Origin of the sequence: Hoeflea sp. AS60, assembly GCF_038900115.1 — a bacterium.
Lineage (GTDB): Bacteria > Pseudomonadota > Alphaproteobacteria > Rhizobiales > Rhizobiaceae > Hoeflea.
Genome location: NZ_JBBMQP010000002.1, coordinates 85,968 through 106,681, shown reverse-complemented (window position 1 = coordinate 106,681; position 20,714 = coordinate 85,968). Strand labels below are relative to the sequence as shown.

General features: G+C 58.9%; 19 protein-coding genes. 5 read left to right on the top strand and 14 right to left on the bottom strand.

Translation table 11 applies throughout. The annotated features are described in order from the left end of the window. Positions 1-177: 177 nt before the first annotated feature. The 3 genes from WNZ14_RS10785 to WNZ14_RS10775 form a co-directional block, all read right to left on the bottom strand. Entirely contained in the window at positions 178-1,110 is a 933-nt protein-coding gene (locus WNZ14_RS10785; protein WP_342868656.1) for an HD-GYP domain-containing protein, read from the bottom strand. Positions 1,111-1,308: 198 nt separating this feature from the next. Beyond that, a complete protein-coding gene (locus tag WNZ14_RS10780) occupies positions 1,309-2,523 on the bottom strand; it encodes an acyl-CoA dehydrogenase (protein WP_342868655.1) in 1,215 nt (404 codons plus the stop codon). A gap of 149 nt (positions 2,524-2,672) precedes the next feature. Beyond that, a complete protein-coding gene (locus WNZ14_RS10775; protein ID WP_342868654.1) occupies positions 2,673-3,146 on the bottom strand; it encodes a hypothetical protein in 474 nt (157 codons plus the stop codon). A 117-nt stretch (positions 3,147-3,263) separates the two neighbouring features. Between WNZ14_RS10775 and WNZ14_RS10770 the strand changes: the two genes are divergently transcribed. Beyond that, the gene (locus WNZ14_RS10770) at positions 3,264-4,295 is read left to right on the top strand and encodes an AraC family transcriptional regulator ligand-binding domain-containing protein (RefSeq protein WP_342868653.1); all 1,032 of its coding nucleotides are present in this window, start codon (positions 3,264-3,266) and stop codon (positions 4,293-4,295) included. A gap of 231 nt (positions 4,296-4,526) precedes the next feature. Beyond that, the gene (locus WNZ14_RS10765) at positions 4,527-4,760 is read left to right on the top strand and encodes a LuxR C-terminal-related transcriptional regulator (RefSeq protein ID WP_342868652.1); all 234 of its coding nucleotides are present in this window, start codon (positions 4,527-4,529) and stop codon (positions 4,758-4,760) included. Positions 4,761-4,898: 138 nt separating this feature from the next. Here WNZ14_RS10765 and WNZ14_RS10760 read toward each other — a convergent pair whose 3' ends face one another. Beyond that, complete coding sequence (locus WNZ14_RS10760; protein ID WP_342868651.1) at positions 4,899-5,585, bottom strand: D-lyxose/D-mannose family sugar isomerase; 687 nt, start codon at positions 5,583-5,585, stop codon at positions 4,899-4,901. Positions 5,586-5,738: 153 nt separating this feature from the next. Here WNZ14_RS10760 and WNZ14_RS10755 point away from each other — a divergent pair, with 153 nt between their 5' ends. Next, positions 5,739-6,218, top strand: a complete 480-nt coding sequence (locus tag WNZ14_RS10755) for a MarR family transcriptional regulator (protein ID WP_342868650.1) — start codon at positions 5,739-5,741, stop codon at positions 6,216-6,218. Positions 6,219-6,224: 6 nt separating this feature from the next. On the opposite strand, the gene gndA is transcribed toward WNZ14_RS10755, so the two are convergent. The 8 genes from gndA to WNZ14_RS10715 form a co-directional block, all read right to left on the bottom strand. Beyond that, positions 6,225-7,637 carry an NADP-dependent phosphogluconate dehydrogenase gene (gndA, locus tag WNZ14_RS10750; protein WP_342868649.1) on the bottom strand — a complete coding sequence of 471 codons (1,413 nt, stop codon included), beginning with the start codon at positions 7,635-7,637 and terminating at the stop codon, positions 6,225-6,227. 243 nt (positions 7,638-7,880) lie between these two features. Continuing rightward, entirely contained in the window at positions 7,881-8,039 is a 159-nt protein-coding gene (gene ccoS / locus WNZ14_RS10745; protein ID WP_342868648.1) for a cbb3-type cytochrome oxidase assembly protein CcoS, read from the bottom strand. After that, positions 8,036-10,375, bottom strand: coding sequence for a cation-translocating P-type ATPase (locus tag WNZ14_RS10740; RefSeq protein ID WP_342868647.1), 2,340 nt, complete (start codon positions 10,373-10,375; stop codon positions 8,036-8,038). The genes ccoS and WNZ14_RS10740 overlap by 4 nt, the downstream gene beginning before the upstream one ends. Continuing rightward, positions 10,372-10,884, bottom strand: a complete 513-nt coding sequence (locus WNZ14_RS10735; protein ID WP_342868646.1) for a FixH family protein — start codon at positions 10,882-10,884, stop codon at positions 10,372-10,374. The genes WNZ14_RS10740 and WNZ14_RS10735 overlap by 4 nt, the downstream gene beginning before the upstream one ends. Continuing rightward, positions 10,881-12,464 (bottom strand): cytochrome c oxidase accessory protein CcoG, encoded by a 1,584-nt coding sequence (gene ccoG, locus WNZ14_RS10730; protein ID WP_342868645.1) that lies wholly within the window; start codon positions 12,462-12,464, stop codon positions 10,881-10,883. Before ccoG ends, WNZ14_RS10735 begins: the two co-directional genes overlap by 4 nt. Positions 12,465-12,535: 71 nt before the next feature. Next, on the bottom strand, positions 12,536-13,642 hold the full coding sequence (locus WNZ14_RS10725; protein ID WP_342868644.1) for a dimethylsulfoniopropionate demethylase: 1,107 nt from the start codon (positions 13,640-13,642) through the stop codon (positions 12,536-12,538). An 86-nt stretch (positions 13,643-13,728) separates the two neighbouring features. Further along, positions 13,729-15,165 carry a ferredoxin reductase family protein gene (locus WNZ14_RS10720; RefSeq protein WP_342868643.1) on the bottom strand — a complete coding sequence of 479 codons (1,437 nt, stop codon included), beginning with the start codon at positions 15,163-15,165 and terminating at the stop codon, positions 13,729-13,731. A gap of 278 nt (positions 15,166-15,443) precedes the next feature. Next, positions 15,444-16,517 (bottom strand): HupE/UreJ family protein, encoded by a 1,074-nt coding sequence (locus WNZ14_RS10715; RefSeq protein WP_342868642.1) that lies wholly within the window; start codon positions 16,515-16,517, stop codon positions 15,444-15,446. A gap of 111 nt (positions 16,518-16,628) precedes the next feature. Here WNZ14_RS10715 and WNZ14_RS10710 point away from each other — a divergent pair, with 111 nt between their 5' ends. Next, positions 16,629-17,456 (top strand): DUF4198 domain-containing protein, encoded by an 828-nt coding sequence (locus tag WNZ14_RS10710; RefSeq protein WP_342868641.1) that lies wholly within the window; start codon positions 16,629-16,631, stop codon positions 17,454-17,456. Positions 17,457-17,590: 134 nt separating this feature from the next. Here the strand turns inward: WNZ14_RS10710 and WNZ14_RS10705 are convergent, their stop codons facing one another. Then, entirely contained in the window at positions 17,591-18,403 is an 813-nt protein-coding gene (locus tag WNZ14_RS10705) for an SDR family oxidoreductase (RefSeq protein ID WP_342868640.1), read from the bottom strand. A gap of 10 nt (positions 18,404-18,413) precedes the next feature. Then, entirely contained in the window at positions 18,414-19,283 is an 870-nt protein-coding gene (locus WNZ14_RS10700) for an SDR family NAD(P)-dependent oxidoreductase (protein WP_342868639.1), read from the bottom strand. 133 nt (positions 19,284-19,416) lie between these two features. On the opposite strand from WNZ14_RS10700, the gene WNZ14_RS10695 reads away from it, so the two are divergent. After that, entirely contained in the window at positions 19,417-20,337 is a 921-nt protein-coding gene (locus WNZ14_RS10695) for an AraC family transcriptional regulator (RefSeq protein ID WP_342868638.1), read from the top strand. The last annotated feature ends 377 nt before the right edge of the window (positions 20,338-20,714 follow it).

Sequence of the window (20,714 nt, the reverse complement as noted above, 5' to 3'; positions counted from 1 at the left end):
GCCAAAAGCCAACCCATATTATTCCACCACGGGCGTGTGCCCGTGCGCGCCCCGCAGTCCGGCCCGCTGTCAGCAGCATCCGGAAGAACTGAAATGCCTCAAACCGACGGCGAGGTTTTCGCGCGCCGGGTTTTCGTGTGGAGGTTGACAAAAAAGTGTTTGTTGCAGCGACCGACGTCAGGCGTGGATGCTGGCACCGAGACGGAGCACCAGCTTCCGGTCAAAATGCTGATCCCGCTCGAACATCCAGCTCAAGGCTTCAGACACGCTCCAGCCCCGTTTGTAGGGCCTGACCGATGTCAGCGCATCAAAGACATCGCAAACGGTCGAAATCCGCACCAGCAGGCCGATCTCGTCTCCGGCTTTGCCCGATGGATAGCCGCTGCCGTCAATCAATTCATGATGATGCAGGCAAATCTCGAGAACCTCGGCCGGAATGCCCGGGTATCTTGTCAGGATTTGGTGGCCGCGCCGCGGATGGCTCTGGATCAGCTTGCGTTCCGGCACCGTCAGCGGGCCCTGCTTCTGCAGGATGTCCTTCGAGATCGTCAGCTTGCCCACATCATGCAGCATGCCCGCAAGCACCAGCATCTCGATAGTATCCATGTCCAGATCCAGCGCATCGCCCAGCTTGCCCATCAGGATGCCGACCGACAGCGAATGCTGAAACGAGGTCTCGTCCTTTTGCTTGAGCCGCGAGACCTGAACATACAATGACGAGGTTTCCGGATCGGCCCGGGCGATTTCCTCAATCACCGGTCCGATATGCGCCATGTTGAAGCCGCGGCCGGTCACCATGCTGATCAGTTCCGTCTTGAGAACCTTGACCGAGCGCGCAACCATGACTGACGCAGCCGCCAGCGCTTCGGCCTTGGTAAGCAAACTGCCAGCCTGCCGCATTGCCGCTGCCGCGACCTCGGTCGATGGCTCGCCGTCGGCATCAATCGCCGTGTTGATCAGAACGAACTCGGCCGGACTGTCCATGATCTCGCTGAGATCGCGTTCCGATCTGACGAAGAAACGACGCTTGCTGAAAACCACCGCGGCACACTCGACCGCTTCGACAAACATGCCTCTTTTTATGTCAGTCTTGGGAATGCGTGTGAGCATCTAAGCGCCTGAAACCGCGGGTGATATGTAACCAATGCTGAATTCAACAGGATGCAGTTTCAGAAGGGTAAATATTATCATATGGTTTTTAGGCAGTCAGGCCAACTTGCTGGCCGATTGCAGATGGCAAGGTCGCGCACGAAAAAAGGCGGACCGCATGGCCCGCCTTCAATTCAGCTTGAGATTGAGATTTCAGCCTCAGAAAAACGCCTGAATGCCGGTTTGCGCCCGCCCCAGGATCAGCGCATGCACATCATGGGTTCCCTCATAGGTATTGACCGTTTCCAGGTTCTGCGCGTGGCGCATGACGTGATATTCGGCCTGGATGCCATTGCCGCCGTGCATGTCGCGCGACATCCGGGCGATATCGAGTGCCTTGCCGCAATTGTTGCGCTTCATGATCGAGATCATTTCCGGCGCAAAGCGGCCCTCATCCATCAGCCGGCCAACGCGAAGCGAGCCCTGCAGGCCAAGCGCGATTTCGGTCTGCATGTCGGCGAGCTTCTTCTGGAACAGCTGCGTGCCGGCCAGCGGCTTGCCGAACTGGTGCCGGTCAAGACCATATTGCCGCGCACGGTGCCAGCAATCCTCTGCCGCACCCATCACGCCCCAGGAAATGCCGTAGCGCGCCCGGTTGAGACAGCCGAACGGACCCTTGAGACCCGAAACGTTCGGCAGCAGTGCGTCTTCCGATACTTCCACATTGTCCATGACGATTTCGCCGGTGATCGAGGCGCGCAAGCTCAGCTTGCCACCGATCTTCGGCGCCGTCAGGCCCTTCATGCCTTTTTCCAGCACGAAGCCGCGGATCTCGTTGCCATGGGCTTCAGACTTGGCCCAGACCACGAAGACATCGGCGATCGGCGCATTCGAGATCCACATTTTTGCGCCATTGAGCACATAGCCGCCGTCAACTTTCTTGGCGCGGGTCTTCATGCCGCCGGGATCAGAACCGGCATCGGGCTCGGTCAGGCCGAAGCAGCCAACCCACTCGCCGCTTGCGAGCTTGGGCAGATATTTCTTCCGCTGCTCTTCGCTGCCGTACGCCTGGATCGGGTACATCACCAGCGATGACTGCACGCTCATCATCGAGCGGTAGCCGGAATCGACCCGCTCGACTTCGCGCGCCACAAGACCGTAGGAAACGTAACCCGCCTCCGCACCGCCATACTGTTCGGGAACAGTGACACCGAGCAGACCCGCAGCACCCATTTCGGAGAATATGTCGCGGTCAGTGGTCTCGTTGAGATAAGCCTCGGTCACCCGTGGCATCAGCTTGTCGGCGGCAAAGGCTGCCGCAGCATCCGCGATCATCCGCTCTTCTTCGGTCAACTGATCATTGATCAGAAACGGATCGTCCCATTGAAACGACGATTTTGCAGATTTGATCGAAACGGCGGGGGATACGGACATTTGAAAACTCCCAATTGATCCAGTCAGGGCGCATCGACCCCTGATCAAGGGGCACATTACAGCCTCTGCCCTTTCTTTAACATGGATTTCCCGAGATACTATAAGCTTAAAATAAATATCTCGCGATTATCGGGCTTTAAACCGCACTTTCAAACCGCCGGCGGCGGCTCTATCATTTCCCAGAGCGCAATCAGCTCCCGCCCGGCAGCCCCTGACAGCGGCGCCACCAGCCGCGCCAGCGACACCGTGCGCCCACCATTCAACCAGGATGTCGTTTCGAAATAGTCGGGAATCCCGCTCTCAAGCGTCTCGTGGAATGAACTTATCACGCGCTTCACACTGAGGGGCGGAACAGATTCCATAACCGGCCTGCCCTTCACCGGCGTCTTGAACGGCCAGAATTCAGCAGACGCAACCTCAAGCCAGATCAGACCGGTCTTCAACTCCTCGACACCGATACGCGCCAGCAAGGGATAATCAGCGCTCAAGGCAAGCACATCGAATGCCGCGGAATCGGGCAAACCGCCGACAGCCTTTTCAAGCCACAGCGCATGAAAGTCGTAAATACGCTTGGGCGCATTGGCGGGCAGCTGGAAACCGGTCGCAGAAATATCGCTTGTCATACAGAAAGTGCACTCTTTTCAACTCGTTTACTGGATTCAGCTTAGCTTTGATCTCGACAGCGTCTCCACTTCAGCGTTTACTGTTGGCGCCGAACTCTTCACCTTGGACGCCAATTTATGAAGCCTACACTGGCAGACCAGTTTGAAGTTGCCGCCGGACTGGCCTCTGGAATAGCCCGTTATGCGGCAAGTCTTGACATGGAATCCGCACCTATTGCCAGGGCGTGCGGACTGGATCCCGATCGTTTCGACATCATCGGCGAACGGGTAAGCCTTGACCGTGTCTGCCGCTACATGGAAGCGCTGGCGCTTATCTCCGGCGATGACCAGTTTGGGCTCAAATCAGCAGCGGCATTTGTAAAGGGTGCCTCGGGACCATTCGGCTACGCCATGCTGAACGCGGCCACCTTGCGTGATTGCCTCGTGTTCATGGGACGCAATCTTCAGAAGATTACAGAGACCAGTATTTGCACTTTGGAAGTCGGCCCGCGTTTGGCGCATTTTGAATGGAGCTACTCGCCATTAATTTTGCACCGCGACCAATATGTAGACATGAGTGTAGCCCAGACATTCAATCATTTTCGTAGCTTTCTGGGAGACGACGTCAGTCAGCTAAGGGTTGAGCTGGAGCGAGATCAGCCGAAAAACCCTAATCTTCACAGGCAGTTACTCACGCGCAATATAAGCTTCAAAGAGCCGGTCAACACGGTGGTCATTCCGGTGCAACTGCTGGATCGAGCCAATCCGCAGGCAGACACACGGCTGTTCGCCATGATGTCGCAACAGATCGAAGCGGTCGAGTTACGCCGCACTGATATCAGTGACCCGGTATCCGCAATCCGGCTTCATGTTGCGGAAAACCTCGAGAACGACACACCGACGCTTGCGAGTGAAGCTGAACGGCTTGGTATCAGTTCACGCACATTGCAGCGGCGGCTCACTCAAGCAGGAACAAGTATGCAGTCCATCCTTGATGAAGGACGCAAGGAAATGGCAACTCGGCTGCTGCTGGAGACAAATTTCACCCTCTCCACAATCGGTTACAAGCTCGGCTTTTCGGCGCCAGCTGCATTCACACGGTCCGCTATTCGTTGGTTCGGCATGCCCCCCAGAGAATACAGGCAGACCCAAAAGAACGAACGATCCTGAAGCTGGCAAAATTCGCCTTTACCAAGGCGAACACCGTATTGTTTACAACTTGCCATAAATATTACTTTTGGCGCGCGAGGTGAATGCCTTTCGTGGCGATGCCGCTCATAAGCACCATCAATTCTGAAATTGCTGCACCGCACACCGCCCTCAGGCTCAATTCCTTGGGGCAACGCCCTGCCGGGTAGCGGGCGCAGCCTGATCAGACATCCTGACAAAAGGAATTTGATTGTGGATCTCGGCAAAGACAGCGGACTGTTGCCCCTGACAGGAACAGAGTTGGAATGCCTTCGCCAGTGTGCGAAAGGCATCACCGATGCACAAATCGGTGTCGAACTGGAACTGACGGAATTTGAAGTCGCTTCAGTGCTCAATGTGGTAGTGTTGAAATTGCGGGTCCCGAACCGGCTTGCCGGGCTGGCAAAGGCGGGCAGGCTCGGCCTACTCCAAAAAACCGACACCTGATCAGGAACGGGGAACTGCAGCCCATCTGCCTCGGGGGCGGGGTGAGGATGTGCGGCGCGGTTTTTCCTGAGCGTCAGCCGGAACCATGCGGGGTTCCGGCTGACGCCAACTTCTCCTCGGACCACAGCCTAAAAAGCATCAAAGCCAGTCATCGTAATCCGACACCAGCAGGTGACGCGGCTTCTCGTCTTCGATTATCGTCGAAAACCGACCGATCGGTTCCCGAAAGACATTATCTGTCAGATCATCATTCACCGTCGAGACTTCGCCAATCAGAACGTCGCCGCCTTCTCCCCAGAACGCATGCCAGACGCCCGGCATCAGCGTAACACTCTCGCCGGGATCGAGCTTGAGCAGGCCACCGGCGGAAAATGTTCGCACCACACCATCGGTCGAAACGGAAACATCGGCTGCAGGATCGATTGATCCATCCTCGCCGGAGGCGAACAGTTCCAGCACCAGCTTGCCGCCGCCGCGATTGATGATGTCTTCGGCCTTGATGGTGTGCCTGTGCATCGGCGACAACTGGTCCTTGCGCGAGATCATGATCTTCTCGGCGTAGAGCATGCCCCTGCCCTCGGCCAGATCGGCCGCTGATCCGTTGCGGACAGTAAACAGAAACAGCCCAAGATCATCGAACTTTCCTTGTCCGTAATCGGTGATGTCCCAGCCGAGCCTGTTGTCGCGAATGGCCCCTGCGTCTGACGCAGTGCGCGCACGCATTTCCGCCGGGCTCCAATAGGCGAATGGCGGCATGACGTAACCGAAAGAGCGAATGAAGCGTTCGCTCTCTTCCAGGATTTCGTTGATCTGACTGCGCTCCATGACACCTCGCTGCGGCCTGAGCCGGTTTTTCTTACCAAAAGAATCCAGATTTAGAACCTGGCCGGGGGCGTTGCAATTGCACCCGAGATACTTTCGGTTTATGCGGAACACTCACAAAAGTTGCAATCGTAACCATCAAGGAAATGACAAACCATGATGACTGTGCCTCAAACACCATCCGAAGTTGAGCCGGACGATGCCTCGCTGGCACTCGAGGGTTTCCTGCCCTATCGGCTGGCCCGAGCGTCGGAAATCATCAGCCGCCAGTTTGCGACGCTCTACCGCGAGCGGCATGGCATGACCCGACCGGAATGGCGGACACTGGCGACCATCGGCCAGTTCAACCGGATCACCGCCACCGAGATCGGGGCCCACTCCTCTATGCACAAGACCAAGGTCAGCCGAGCCATCCGTGCACTCGAGGAGCGAAAATGGATCACGCGTCAGGTTGACGAAACCGACCGCCGCATAGAGCACATCGAGTTGACGCGCGACGGCAGCGCCAATTATCGGGATCTGGTCACACTTGCCCGAAGCTACGAGGCCAAGCTGATGGAAATGCTCGGCCAGACAGGTGCCGAGCAGCTCATGGCCGGGATCTCCGCCATTGAAAAGAGGTTCGCCGCGCCCTGATCGGCTCTATCCGCCCCACGGACCGTGGTGCTCGCCTTCCCCATCAAGCCGCTCAAATCCATGCGCGCCGAAGAAATCGCGTTGCGCCTGGATAAGGTTGGCCGTCCCGCGCTCGCGGCGATAGGTGTCGAAATATCCAAGCGCGCTGGCCAGCGCAGGCACTGGCAAACCGTTTAACGCAGCCTCGGCAACAATCCGCCGCAGAGACATATCGGTATCCTGGATCATCTGGGAGAATGCGGGCGTGAGCGCCAGGTTAGGCACGTCGGGATCCTGGGTGAAGGCAGTGGCGATTTCATCGAGAAACCGGGATCTGATGATGCATCCCGCACGCCAGATCCGGGCAATCGTGGCCATCGGCAGGTTCCAGCCAAACTCCTCCGAGGCTGCCGCCATAACAGCGAAACCCTGCGCATAGGCCACAACCTTGCCGGCAAGCAACGCCTTCTCCAGATCATCGACCACAAGCTGAACCTCACGCGGGTCCTGCTGTTGAGGCAGGCCAAAGCGTTCCTGTGCCTTTGCTCTCTGGTCGCGCATCGCTGACAGGCTGCGCGCCGCCACCGCCGCCTCGATGGCGGTTGCCGGAACCCCCATCATCTGGCTTTCGATAACCGACCAGCGGCCAGTTCCTTTCTGGCCCGCAGCATCGACGATGATATCGACAATCGGGCGTCCGGTGCTCGCATCCTGAACCCTTAGCACATCCGCTGTGATGTCGATCAGGTAGGAATCCAGAGGCCCTGTCGACCAGTTTGAAAACACCGCCGCTATCGCCGCGGCATCCATTGAGAGATGGTCACGCATGACGCCGTAGACCTCGGCAATCATCTGCATGTCAGCATATTCAATGCCGTTGTGGATGGTCTTGACGAAGTGTCCGGCGCCATTTTCACCAAGCCAGGCTGCACAGGGCTCGTCCATGTATTTGGCCGAAATCGCGGTGAGCACCGGCTCGACCCGCCGCCAGGCCTCTTCGGCACCGCCGACCATGATCGAAGGCCCGCGGCGCGCGCCTTCCTCCCCGCCTGATACGCCCATACCGATGAAGGTCAGACCTGAACCTTCAAGGTGAGTGAACCGGCGCATGGTGTCGCGAAAATTGGCGTTACCCGCATCAATGATGATGTCGTTTGCGGCCAGCAGAGGTTTCAGCGCCGCAATCTGCTGATCTACCGGCTCTCCAGCCTTGACCATGATGATAACCGGGCGCGGCGGGCGGATGGCGGCGACAAAGTCTTCAAGCGTCGCGCAGGCTGTTACCCGGTCGGACAAATTGCCAGCGCCGGCAGCAAACTCCTCAGTGCGGGAGGCCGTCCTGTTGTAAACGGCGACGTGATAACCGTTATCGGCAATATTGAGGGCCAGATTTGCGCCCATGACGCCCAATCCGATGACACCTATTTCCGCTTTGGCCATCCCGGCCTCCCTTTACTATCGGCAGTTCGCTTTAAATCCGAATTGATTCAAAGAAATGACTGCGTACCAACTCACAGGCTCCACAGCAATCTGGCCACGTCAGGCGTGAGGCTGCAATGCGGTCTAGCCGGAACAAACCTTGGCCCAAGCCACGCCACGCGGCAAGCGCCAGAGCCTGCTATCTTGTTCAATTGCCACAGTTTTGGAGCGCTGAAGGATCGGCTGCTCTGCGTTTACGCCGGATCAATCCGGTTTGGGCTTGTCGTCATCATCATCAAGCACCCGCCAGGCAGCACCTTCAAGATCGTCATACTGACCGCTCTTCATCGACCACAGGAATGCGCCAAGCCCAAGGGCACCGAGAAAGAGCGCGATCGGGATCAGGAAAATCAGGTTGTTCATGCCGATGCCTGCAGGCCGGCGCTGGCCACAGTCGCGGTCGAAACCTGATCGGGTGCGGACCGGGCGAAATTCTCAACCTTGGTCTTGCGTCGCAATCTGAGCGAATTCAACACCACCAGAACCGAGGAGGACGACATGGCAAGCGCTGCGATCAGAGGCGTGGCATGCCCCAGAACCGCGGCCGGAACCGCCACGCAGTTGTAGATCACGGCGAGCGCAAAATTCTGCCGGATGAGGCTGCCCGCCTTACGAGAGACGGCGATCGCCAAGGGCACTGCCTCAAGCGAATCATGCAGGAACACGAAATCCGCAGCCATTCGTCCAACGTCGGCGGCACTGGCAGGCGCCATCGACACATAGGCTGCCGACAGGGCCGGAGCATCGTTGAGACCATCTCCCACCATCAGCGGCCTGCCACCGGCTGCCGCCAGCGCCTGAACCCGATCGACCTTGCCACGAGGGCGGACACCGGCGACGTAGTCCGTCATGCCGAGTTCTGATGCCAGCGCCTTCACCGGCGCTTCGCGGTCGCCGGACAGGATTTCGGCATCAACGCCAAGCGATGCCAATCGCGCCACGGCCTGCTGGGCTCCACGGCGAAGCTGATCGGAGAACAGGAACACATCCAGGAACTGGCCGTTCCTGGAAAGGATCACCTGGCTTGCATCAGCCGCGCGCTCGGGCCCGTCAGTGTGACCATCAAGCGCGAATGTGCTGCGGCCGAGACGGTAGACTGCGCCATCGAGCGACTTGGCTTCCACCCCGTCGCCGGGAATTTCGACGATCTCGAACTCCGGCAGGTCCTTGCCTGTCTGGTCCAGCAGGGCTAGCGCCCGGCTCAAGGGATGACGGGATGCCCGCGCGATCCGCGCCGCGATGGCCAGATGATCTGCAGCCACCGCGGCAGCATTGATCAATTGCGGCTTGCCCTGGGTCAGCGTCCCGGTCTTGTCGAACACCACGTGGTCGGTCTGGGCCATGCGCTCCATCGCCGACCCGTCCTTGACCATGATGCCGTTCTCGAACAGCCGGCCAGCAGCAATCACCTGAACCACGGGCACCGCGAGCCCCAGCGCGCAGGGGCAGGTGATGATCAGCACCGAGACGGCTGTCAGCATCGCCATGCGCCAGTCGCCGGACACCACCATCCAGCCGATGAATGTGCCAATCGCCAGCAGATGCACCACGGGCGCATAGATGGCCGAGGCCCGGTCGGCTATGCGCCGGTAGCCAGCGCGGCCGCTTTCGGCCGCCTCCATCATTGACACCATCTCGGCCAGGAACGAGTTCCTGGCACTGCGCGTGGCCTCCAGCACCAGCGGCCCAGTGAGGTTGAGCGTGCCCGCCGGTGTCAGCGATCCGGCTTCGACCAGTTGCGGCGCGCTCTCGCCATTGACGACGGCAAAATCCATGTCCGAACGGCCCGAAACGATGCGACCGTCCACCGGGATCCGGTCGCCGGCAGAAATCGCCAGCCGCATACCCGGTTCGATCTCGTCGAGAGCAAGATACTCACGGCTGCCGTCATCGCGGATCACCATGGCGCCACGCGGCGACAAGCGCACCAGATTGCGAACCGCCGAACGGGCCTTCTCGCGCATCATGTGGTCAAGCACGCGACCGGCGAGAAGGAAGAACAGCAGTGTCACCGAGGCGTCGAAATAGGCATGCTCGCCATGGGTGATCGTTTCATAGAGCGAAATCCCGTAGGCCAGGATCACGCCGAGAGAAATCGGCACGTCCATGTTGGCGCGACCATGCCTGAGCGCGCCCCAGGCCGAGACAAAGAACACCCGGCCGGAATAGATCAGCGCAGGTGCTGCAATCAGCGCCGAGACCCAGTGAAACAGATCCCGGGTCGCCGCTTCCGCGCCTGACCAGACCGAGACCGAAAGCAACATCACATTCATCGAGGCAAAGCCCGCCACTGCGAGTGCCTTCAGAAGCTCGCGCATGGCAGGATCCGCGGCCTCGTCGGCGCCGCCGGGCAAATGCGCCGGATAGCCAAGCGACTTGAATTTTTCGCCGAGCGCCGTCAACACGGCTTCAGGGTGCCCCGCGCCTGCCCCGCCGGCATCCTTGCCATCAAACACCACCGACACGCGCCGTGTGGAAAGATTGACCCGCGCGTGATCGACACCTTTGGTCTTGGGCAGCTCCTTCTCAAGAAGAGCTATGCAGGCGCCGCAATGGACGCCGGGTACAATCAGGTCAACCTGGCGCAACCCATCGCCCAGCGCACGGCTCGACAGCCACATTTCTTCGGCTGACGGCCCATCGGTTTTCAGCGCCTCGAGTTCCGCAGCGCTTTCTGTACCCGCCGCGCAACAGCTCACTGTCCCATGCTCCCGTCCGCCTTGACGTGAAACCGCCGGCCCTTCTTGTAAAGCGTCTGGCCGTCCCGGGTCGCAGTTACGGTGGCGATCCATTCGCCTTCCGCAAGTTCGCCTGCACCCCGGTAAATCCCGTCAGGATCGCGGGTCAGAACCATGTGACGGTCATGGTGTTCGCCCACCGGACGCCGTAACTCGGCAATGATCGAATCCGCAATTGCCAGATTGCCCGCAGAATCGATGAAATCGATCTCAAGCCCGTCGACACTGGGGATCAGTTTCATCCGGTAGCCCAGAGCGTCGATGGTCCGAGCTTCAGCCGCCTTGGCGTTGAATTCCTGACTGGCCACATAGGTGTTGGGCACAACCAGGCCGCTCCAGGTGGTGATCGCGAAACGCGCCATCACCAGATTGACCGTGATGATGACCCCGAAGAACGCCAGCATCGTGAAAAGCATGTGTCTGCCGGTAAATTCCTTGGGCTGGAATATCGCTCGCATCATTTGCATCATTTTGTCTCCGGCGCATGGAAATGCGCACTGTAGCTGTCCCGCTCAGAGCTGGATTTGTCTTCAGCAATGATGCGGAAAATCTCGGTCTTTGAACCAACATACTCCTTCGGCTGGTTCACAACCACCCTGAGTTCGCGCAGGCGGTCGGGTTCGACCGGGATTGCGAAGGAGACACCAGCAGGCTGATCGATCCCCGGGATCTTCATGGTGGCGCCCGGCAGACCTTCGATCGACAGGAAGATGATGCGCGGTTCGGGGATCATGTTGAGGATCTTGACCGAATAGCCATTTCGGATATCGCCGTTTGATTCCAGCACATATTGCGGATTGCGGTCATGCAGAACGTTGACCTCAAGACGGTCACGCGACACCAGCGCCACCAGCAGGCCGATGCCGACCAACGACCAGACGCCCATGTAGAGCAGCGAACGCGGGCGGAAGACGATGCGCCAGTTGAAATGCTTGACCTTATCGACAAAACCGTTGTTTCCGGTGCGAACCCGGGTTGGATCAAGCGCACCGGTTTGAGGGTCCGTGGCAAGCGCCATGTTGTCGGCATAATCAGACAGCGTGGCGTAGGAGATAAGGCCGCGTGGCCGGTCGAGCTTGTCCATGATGTTGTCGCAGGCATCGATGCACAATGCGCAAGTGATGCACTCGAGCTGCTGGCCGTCCCGGATGTCGATGCCCATCGGACAGACCGCGACACAGGCATTGCAATCCACGCAATCCCCCTGGATCACCCCTTGCGCGGCAGCCTTCTTGGCGTGGCGTCCACGTGGTTCGCCGCGCCAGTCATTGTAGGTCACCACAAGCGAATTTTCATCCAGCATTGCAGCCTGGATGCGCGGCCACGGGCACATGTAGATGCACACCTGCTCGCGCATCAGCCCGCCGAAGGTGTAAGTTGTCGCCGTCAGGATCGCCACCGTGATATAGGCGACAGGCGCGGCGTGGCCCGTGAGAAATTCCATCAAAAGGGTCGGCGCGTCGGCAAAATAGAAAATCCAGGCGCCGCCGGTGGCAACCCCGATCAGGATCCAGATTGCATGCTTGAGCACGCGCTTGGCCAGTTTCGACACGCTCCAGGGCGCGCCTTCAAGCTTCATGCGCTGATTGCGGTCGCCCTCGATCGCCCGCTCGACAACCAGAAACAGATCCACCCAGACCGTCTGCGGACAGGTGTAGCCGCACCAGGCGCGCCCAACCGCCGAGGTGATCAGGAAAAGACCGAATCCGGCCATCACCAACAGGCCAGCGACGAAGAAGAACTCCTGCGGCCAGATTTCGATGAAAAACATGTAGAAACGGCGGTTTGCAACGTCGAGCAGCACGGCCTGATCCGGCGCAAACGGCCCGCGATCCCATCTCAGCCAGGGCGTGATGTAGTAGATCCCGAGTGTGACCAGCATGATCAGCCACTTGAACCGGCGGTAGGTTCCTTCGGCCCGCTTGGGAAAAATCTTCTTGCGGGCTTCATAGAGCGGCTTGCGCTTCCAGGCAGCATTGACCGACTCGGCCTCAAGTCGTTCGATCTGGTCAAGTTCGTCCGAGACGTCGGGAGGAGTCTGCGTGTTCATATCGGGCACCATTGGTTTGGACCGCACAATGCATGCGCGGCCTCCCCTATGCCTTGATCAAGATCAATCCGTCACAGCCAGCTTCCGGCCCGCACCCGCGCACTCCTGTTTCCATCGGGCGTGGCGACATCGACAACGCTCCCCTCGTCCCAAGCATCACGACCGATCATTGCAATTGCGACATTGGTGCCAAAATCGGGAGACCATGCCGCCGAGGTAATCTGCCCCACCGGTTCGTCTCCGGCACTGACAATCCACGGTTCCGAGCATGGTGGCACCGCCTTGCCTTCGATCTCCAGATAGCGGATCTGCTTGAGCGGCCCTTCCTTGGCGACCCGCAACAAGGCATCGCGGCCGACACAGCCGATGGCTGACCTCGTGTCGCAAAACCGGCCCAGGCCGCACTCGTGTGGCGTATTGGCGCGGGTCATGTCATTGCCGTAGGACAGCATGCCAGCTTCTATCCGTTCGATCAGATTGGGGCACCCGGCCCGTACATCAAGATCCCTGCCCGCTTCAAAAAGCGCGTCCCACAAGGGCTCACCGTGCTGACCGCCCTCAACATAGATCTCGAAGCCGCCCTGCTTTGAATAGCCCGATCGCGCCACCACAAGATCAACTCCGTTGAAGGCCAGCCGCTTGTAGCGGAAGAAGCGGATCGAACGCACCTCTTCGCCAAAAACCCGTGCAGCCAGATCATCGGCGCGCGGCCCCTGGATCGCCAGTGGTGATACATCCGGCTCGACCACGTCCACCGCGAGCCTGAAGCCAACGGCGAGGCCCTTGATCCACAGCAACAGGTCGCTGTCGGCGATCGACACCCAGTATCGGTCCTCATCGAGTTTGACCGTAACCGGGTCATTCAGCATGCCGCCGGTCTCGTCCACCATCGGCGTATAAAGGCACTGTCCGACGACCATGTCCGACAAGTCGCGCGGCGTCAGCATCTGCACCAGTTCGGCCGCCTGGGGTCCGAATATCTCGATCTGCCTTTCGCATGCCACATCCCAGACCTGCACGGCGGTCTTGAGATGGCGATAATCCTCGACCACGGACCGGAAAACCGTCGGCAGCAGCATGTGATTGTAGATCGTATAGGCGGACACACCTTCGGCGGTCACGCGATCGGTAAAGGGGGTGCGCCGGGTGCGGCGGGAAATGGACAGGAAAGGCGGCATTGTAGGTCTCCCGAGCAAAAGGCACGCGTAGCGCCCTGCAAGGCGAGACTATTTGCGACGCTTGTGAACACGCGCGCCAAATCGCGTCATTCGTGAACTATTTTTTGGCGCGTTTCCAACCAGGCTCGCACGCTAGGACCTCGCCTGCGACGGGGAGCCGAAACCGGCTGTTCGGCAAGATCACCGAAGCTCAATATCGCCGGAGGAGCAAGGTCCGCACCCCCGTCAATGTTCGGGCGCGGCTTTCCAAGCAACCTGGATACTTCCCAACTGGTTCTGAACTCGAACAGTTCGACATGGATCGAGCCTTCGCCACCATGAAACCGCCAGCAATCACAAACCGGATCGATCAACGGCTCCGGTCCGCAGATGTAAAGGTCACCCTGCTTCCAGCCGGGAGCACACAGGCTCGGCAAGGTGTTTTTCTGGAACAACCCGGCCAGTTCTCCGTCGAAGAAATGCACGCGCAATTGCGGCAAAGTCTCCGCCGCCTTGACCAGACGCTCGACATCGAAGGCCCAGGTCAGAGACCTGTAACAATAGACAAGATCGATTGCCGCCCCGTTGTCGGGAACCATCGCATCAATGGCTGCCAGAAATGGCGTCAATCCGATGCCACCAGCCACCCAAACCTGCGCGGCGGTTCTGTCGGGCGCGAATTGCGGGGTGAATTCACCATTCACCTCATGAATGCGAAACCTGTCGCCCGGCTTGAGGTGCGACACGAGATCCGCAGTGTAATCGCCCCGGTTGCCGATAACGAAGCGCATTTCGGCTTTTCCCGGCGCCGAGCAAATCGTGAAAGGGTGGGTTTCCCACCTGCCGGCGCCCTCGACAGATACCGAGGCGAACTGACCTGGAAGCCAGCTGATCTCGTCCCTCGCTGCAATCGGCCTGAGGCGGATATCAAGCCCCTGTTTGATCCGGATGATCTCCGAAACAACGTAGGTCCGGGCGGGGCGAACATGGCGCACCACTGTCCGGATCAGGGATAAGGTTCCAAGAAGCGACAAGGCCAGCAGAACCCACCAAACCGTATCGCCTGTCGCAATTGGCATTCTGGCGAAAAACGTGTGGTAGACCGCGATCAGGTAGACCGGCCCCATCAGGAAGTGCCCGAACTTCCACAGATGGTAAGGTACCAGCTTGAGCGGCGAGATCACCGCAAGCATGACAAGAAGGACCGCTGCATATTCGGCGCTGACTGTTGCGGACGAGGCGAGCCCCGGAACGATGCCGTCTCCAGACGGTGTGGCGAGGATCCAGTGCCCAACCATCGGAGCCATGGCAGCATAACCGAGCCAGCGGTGCAGTCTGTACGAGCGTCCCGGACCATCAAGGAACCAGTCCACCGCCCGGAACCGCGCCGCCAGCACCATCGCAAACGTCATCGCCGTCAAGCTGGATGCACCAAGCGTTGCCGGGACCTGATTTTCCGGCGGTACATGCCCCAGAACAAGCAGGTAGTGAAACGTCAGAAACGCGAGAAAATGGATGGCCGGGATGAGTCTTCTGAAACGCAATTTTTTCATTTTGACAAAGGTATTGTTGAAATTGGCAGCCAATAAATACATGGCGCCAAATGCACCAGCGTCGGGAAAACCTGCAGGCGAAAGCCTAAAAATTACAACGTGAATTAGAATTCAAACCGATTAACATCTGTTTAAACCCACCTTGGGCGCCTTCAACCAAGAGTGGGCGGCCAGACGTCAAACAGACGGACGGATTTGCCGGCTCATGTCTTGCGCCGCGGCAATTTGAGCGTGGCACGCATTTGTGTCGGCGAAATCCGCCCGGGCGTTCAGGCGACCAGACCGGTGCGCTCGGCAAACCACCATACCGCGACACAGGCGATTGCCAGCGACATTGGCATGGTCACGCGGGCACGGTACCAGCTCTTGTCGGAAAACCAGGCTCCGAACAGCGCGTAGCATCCTGCCACCACCGCAAGCTGCCCCGCCTCGACGCCGACATTGAAGGCAATCAGCCCGCTGGCAAAATGCGCTGGCGACAGACCGATTTCCGTCAATACTCCCGCAAAGCCGAGACCGTGCAGCAGGCCGAACCCGAACACCACGAAGGGACGCCACGGGCTGAGCTTGTTCGTCGCCAGGTTTTCAACCGCAATGAAGACGATTGAGGCTGCAATCAGCGGCTCGACAATGCTCGCAGGCACCGAAATGATGCCCAGCATGGCAAGCGCCAGCGTCACGGAATGAGCCAGCGTGAAGGATGTGATCTGGATAAGCAGCGGCTTGAGCCGCGGCGACAGCAGAAACAGACCGACCACGAAAAGGATATGATCTAGCCCCTTGGGGACGATGTGGGTAAACCCGATGCCGATGTAGTCGAAAAACACCTGACTGGCGCTCACGGTAAGGCCGCCAACAACCGGAATGGGTTCGCTGGGGCTGCCATCACCAAGATAGGCGGAATAGCTGTATTCTCCTTGTGCATCGGGGACACGAATGACGCTCGGGCCGAACGCCTGATCGAACGAAAACACCACATCCTTTGCCCCTGCGGGCAATTGGCCCGTCAGTGACAAACGGCTCAGCCGCGCAAAATCGGTGTCGCCGACCGGATCGAGATCGAGATTGACCACCTCGAGCGGAAGATTTGTTCCATCGGCCGCAATGTTGACGCCCTCCAGAAACCTCGCCTTGAACCGCTCGAACTCGGCCGCGAGTTCTGCCTCGCCCAGCAGCCGCAACTGGTCGTACCGCTCAGCATTTGGGCTGTCATCGGTGTCGCCATGCCCTGCGCCGATTTCGGCCAGCGCCGCTTCGAGGATCAACGACATATCAAGCTGCACCGTGCCGTCGCCAGCAAACACCAGATCGACGATCGCCGGCCTGATTTCATGCGCGCGCAAGCTTTGGCAAGCTCCTGCCACGAGGATGAACGCAAAAATCACCCGCGCAAGCACTTGATTAAAAGACCGGGAGAACATCTTCATCTGCAGAACCACATTGGAGACAACACCATGGAACAACCGGCACGCCGCAGATCGGCCCGCACACCTGTATGGGCACTAATTGGAGCGATGCTGGCCATTAGTCCAGTCTCGGCGCATGAATTCTGGATTGAACCCGATGATTATTCAGTCAGTCCGGAAACCGAAATCAAGGCCGACATCCGCATCGGGCAGGACTTCAAGGGCAATGCCTTCCCCTATATCCCCTCCCGGTTTGTTGCTTTCAAAAGCTATGACCGGCTCGGCGAGGCCGATGTAACCGGCGTGACCGGCGATCTTCCCGCCCTTTCGATGACACCGCGTGCGGAAGGACTGACCATCTTCACCTACGTCTCCATGGCAGAGAGGATCCGGTTTCAGGAGTGGGAGAAATTCGCCTATTATCTTGATCTCGAAGGCCTGACTGCGATCCCCGCCCGCCATGATGCCCGCGGATTGTCGCGCGATGACGTCCGCGAACTCTACACGCGTTGCGCCAAGACGCTTGTCTCCGTCGGCGACGCATCGGGTGACCAGGACCGCGCCACAGGCATGCGGCTTGAGCTGGTCGCAGCCCAGAACCCGTCGACGCTCTCGGCCGGTGCCGAAATGGGGTTTACACTCCTCTGGGAAGGCAAGCCGCTGGCTGACACGCAAGTGGCATTGTTTGAAAAAGGGCAAGACGGAGCCGCCGCCGCACGAACCATCACCCGCACCGACGACAGCGGCCAGGCCAGCTTCACCATCCCCGCCTCTGGCACCTATCTCGCCGCAGCCGTCGAGATGATCGAGGCACCAGCGGATCGCAATGCAGATTGGGAAAGCTACTGGGCATCACTGACGTTTGCGGTGGAGTGAGGACGGGATTGCGGCAGTTTTCTGCGCTGAATGATTTCAGGCGAACAGCTGTTGCGTTAGGCAAAGGTGGGCGGGGAGCGGACCTTTACTGCACCGGAACCATCGCTGCCAATGCGATCGTGGCCAACATTGGCTCAGCCACTCATCAACTTCTTGATGCCGCCGATGAACGTTCCGTCATCCTGGCTCTTCCGCTCTTCCAACAGCCTTACCGCATCCTCTCCGGCGCGGAAACGCAAACGGTCTCCGTCCTCATGCGCGGCTTCCCAAATGACCTCCGCCACCGTTTCAGGTGCGGAAGGATTTGATGCCAGCTTGCCGAACAGGCGGCCCATCGCCTCGGCGGTCGGTGCATAGTCCGAAAGGCCTTCATCCATCGCGAAATCGAAAGACCTGCCGCCGAAGTTCGTTTTGATCATTCCGGGTTCAACAATGCGCACCCGAATGCCAAGCGGTTCAAGTTCGTAGTGCAGGGCCTCTGACAGACCTTCGACCGCGAACTTGGTGCCGTGGTACAAGGTGCCAAGGGGAAAGGTGATCTGGCCGCCGATGGAAGAGATATTGATGACCGTGCCCGAACGATTTTGGCGCATATGGGGCAGAACGGCCTTGGTCACTTCCAGGAGACCGACAACATTGGTGTCAAACTGTCGCCGAATACGCTCCATCGTGAACGCCTCAAGCGCACCGTAAGCGCCATAGCCCGCGTTGTTTAGCAGCACGTCGATCTTGCCGAACTTCTCAATGCCCGCCGCCACTGCCGCAGGGATGGAGGCGGCATCGGTGACATCCAGTCGCGTCACCAGCACATTGTCCAGATCGGCAAGTGCGCTGTCTTCGGACGGAGCACGCATCGTGGCGATGACGTTCCAACCTTTTGCCTGAAAGTGCCGCGCCGTTGCTTCGCCGATGCCCGATGAGGCTCCTGTGATCAGTATGGTTTTCATGTAAGCCGCCTCAAGCGTTCAGATCGAGCATCTGTTCGATGCCGAAATTGGTGAAGATATTGCGGGTGACGTCGTGGAGCACTTCGTTGTAACGCACGATCTCAGGGCCGACGCCGACATAGTCGACCACCGTGCGGAAGGGCTTTTCCCCAAGCGGCCTATCCAGAAGAGCGACGACCGCCTCCGCAATGCGCTCCGGCCGCTGATCGGGCGTTGCGTCGAGCATCTGGGCCAGTCCGTTGCTGGACATCGCGGGCACAGCGGCGAAGTCGCCGTATTCGGCCTCGCGTGCAGCATCGTTCGGTGTCACCATGCCATCAAAGAAGGCTGTTGGCATTGCCCCAGGTTCGATGATGCAGGATTCGATCCCGAACCCTGAAAGCTCGGTACGGTAGCATTCGACGATAGCTTCCAGCGCCCATTTCGATGCCGAATAGGTGCCGTAGAACGGGGTCGCAATCCGCCCGATCAAACTGGAGGTGTAGAGCACGGTGCCGCGCCCCTGCGCCCGCAGATGCGGCAACGCTGCCCGCATGACCCGTTGAACGCCCATGACATTCACGTCGAAAACCCGTGTCATGTCCTCTGGCGACATCAGCTCCTGGATGCCATAGGAGCCAATGCCCGCATTGTTGAACAAGATGTCGAGCCCGCCGAGTTGAGAGATGGCATCAGAGACACCGCGCCCGGTGCTGGCCGTGTCGGTCACGTCCATCTCGACAATCTTTGCGCCCGCCGCTTCGAGTTCGGCGACAGTCGTGGCATTCTTCCCGCTGCGACTGCGGACACTTCCGGCGACGACGTAGCCCCTTGCCAAGAGAGCCAGCGCCGTGGGTTTGCCGAAGCCACCTGCGATACCGGTAATGAGAACATTTTTCATCTCTGTGATACCTCCGTGTTGATATGGACACGATATTCGAGGCACCCGTGGTAATCTTTATGATTTGTCCTATTTTCTTGCATGATCCTCCATTTTTGGGGTTTTTCTGTAAATTCGTTCGCCTTACCATGCTATGGCTCGCGCCCGAGCAAGGGAGACCGTCATGACACACGTAGCACTGCTGAACCGCGTGTCGTCGCTACTGGATCAATCGGGATTGCGTCAGGGGGCGCTATTTCATGAGGACAGCGGCATACATCTGCTGCGCCACGAGGCGCCCACAGGCCAAAACGCAACCGTCTATCGCCCATTGCTCTGCCTTATCCTTCAAGGTGCCAAGGAAGTGGCGACTAGTGCAAAAACAATAACCGTGCGCGCCGGCCAGTCGCTGATCGTCAGCCACGCCTTGCCGGTTCTCTCACGGATTACCCAAGCAACACCCGATTTGCCCTATGTCGCGCTCGTCTTCCCGCTTGATCTCGACCTGATCCGCTCCTTGGCGCCGGCTGTATTGTCTTCGTCGGACACCCGGCCTTCGGAACCGTTTTCAATTCACCTGTGCGACACCGATGAAGAGATCGAAGACGCTTTGCGGCGCTATTTCAGCCAATGCGATACCGACGCGTCGCGACGTCTGTTGGCCCCGATCACCGCCCGGGAAATCCACGCCCGCCTCCTGATGGGGCCGCACGGCGAGACGCTTCATAAACTGCTGTGGCATGAGAGCACGGCCAGTCGCATTTTTCAGGCCACGCGGGACATCCAAACCCATCTCGCCAGGACCATAGTCGTCAAGGAACTGGCCCGGGATGTCGGCATGAGCAGTTCGGCCTTTTTCGAGCAATTCAAGGCTGTGACCGGAACGTCTCCGCTGCAATATCAAAAGGATTTGCGCCTGCTCAGGGCGCGAGATGCGCTTCAGACCTCCAGCGCGAAAGTGTCGGAGATCGCATTCGGTGTTGGATACGAAAGCTCGGCACAATTTTCGAGGGAGTATTCCCGAAAATTTGGACGATCGCCGCGACAAGATCGTGAACTCGTGGCGCTTGAGTGAACCAGTTGTCGGTCCTGCTCTGATCAGTTTGCCGTCGAAGGCATGTCATCCGATTGTCAGCATACTTCGACCGCGTTCTCGGTAGATATGGGCTCTAACTGAGCCTGGGCTGCCTAAAAACGTAGGTCCGCAAAGGGCCGCAACTGACGACGCGAGCATCGAAACCCAAGGTCTTGAACCTGCTTGCTACCGCCATTCAGCAGAACTGGAACGCATGATTCCTGTCGCTTCGATCGTACAGGCTTGCAGCAGCCTCATAGTTCACTTCGGAGCTTGGTGGGAATTGGTAGATCTGATCGGGTGTGTTCTTGGTTTGATACTTTATGGGTATTGGCACGATTTCTGCTTATCCGTTTGGACAGAGAGCGCGCCGGCAA